Source organism: Ideonella azotifigens (genome assembly GCF_006519715.1).
GTDB classification, from domain to species: Bacteria; Pseudomonadota; Gammaproteobacteria; order Burkholderiales; family Burkholderiaceae_C; genus Ideonella; species Ideonella azotifigens.
On sequence record NZ_VIDT01001084.1, the window covers coordinates 1 to 1,285 of the forward strand.

1 protein-coding gene is annotated in these 1,285 nt (G+C 51.4%); it reads left to right on the forward strand.

Annotated elements, in window-relative coordinates; translation table 11 throughout:
* Positions 1–493 precede the first annotated feature (493 nt).
* Positions 494–1,285, forward strand: a 792-nt coding sequence (locus FKP22_RS30750; protein ID WP_141291976.1) for a hypothetical protein, incomplete at its 3' end; no start/stop codon positions are given.

Sequence of the window (1,285 nt, forward strand, 5' to 3'; positions counted from 1 at the left end):
GAGCAGCTCGGACGGCAACAGCGAGCACTACGAACTCGACAACGCCGGCAACCGGACAACAGAGAGCTACTACAAGGGCACCGACCCGGCCACCAGGACCCTGGTCAAGACGGTCACGCGCACCTATGACGCACTCGGACGCATGCAAAGCGTCTCGGGGTTGCGGTGAATAAGCTCTTCTGGACAAGTTTCCCTCTGCAGGTCTTCGCTAAGCCGTTGATTATTATAGGATCGGCGGCGAGGGATGTGAAGGAAACTTATCCAAGAGAGCGAGTGGTGATGTTGAATAGTCAGCAATATTTTTCATTGGAGGAAACATGATTCATAAGAAGATAATTTTTACGTTTGACTTAATGAGTCTAGCATCGCCTGCATTTTCAGACGTCTATGGTATATAGGGTTTCAATTTTTTTGGTTGGTACCCTTTTCACTTCGCCGCAGGCCTGTGTGGATGGTGTAAAGAAATGATATTTCTCTGGTTTGGAAATGCAATATGGATGTTCTTGTAAAACTCATCGCTCCGGATTTTAAGATTCCCCAAGGCGGACTGATTTTCGGATACTCGGCATGTCGGTCGATATTTTTAACATTGTTGCTTCAGTTGACGTCAAGTAAAACAGTTGCTGCCGTAGTTACTGTGCCCCCATTCGCTCCCTTTTGGAGTGATCTTCAGAATACGGGTGGCGTGGGTGAATTTTCTACCGGACAAGAGGTTTGTGACGCGATTTATAGTCATATGATTTTTGTGCTCGATACCTCACATCCCTGGAAGGGGGTATGTCGCGCTGAAAATAATATTAACTATGCCTGGCCATTTTTTGGTAGTCAATGCCCCCTGAATTATGACGGTGCAAACGAGGAGCAGCACAGAGGCGACTTCGGTCACAATGGCTATGGTGACATTTATGCAGGCGACAACGTTATTTGCGTCGCAGATGGACTTCATGTCTGGCACGACAAGCCCGCGATGTGCCCTGGCAAGCAAGCGAGCGTGGTGAGTGTGGGGGACCCGATCTACCCCCTGATTGGGGTCAGCAGCTACGACGTCGAGCTGGAGGCTGGGGTGGGGGGGCTGAAGCTGCGCTACGACATGCGCAGCAAACTACCGAACGACAATGCAGGGCGGGAGTTTCAAGAGTTTCCCTTGCCATCATTTGGCCTGCTGGTGGAAAGCAATCTGCACAAGCGGCTGATCTACCAATCGGGTGATGGGGCGAACGTGCAAGCCTCGCGGGGCCTGGGCCGCTGGGTCTCGTTTGCGGTCTCCGGCGGGGTTTTTGTTCCC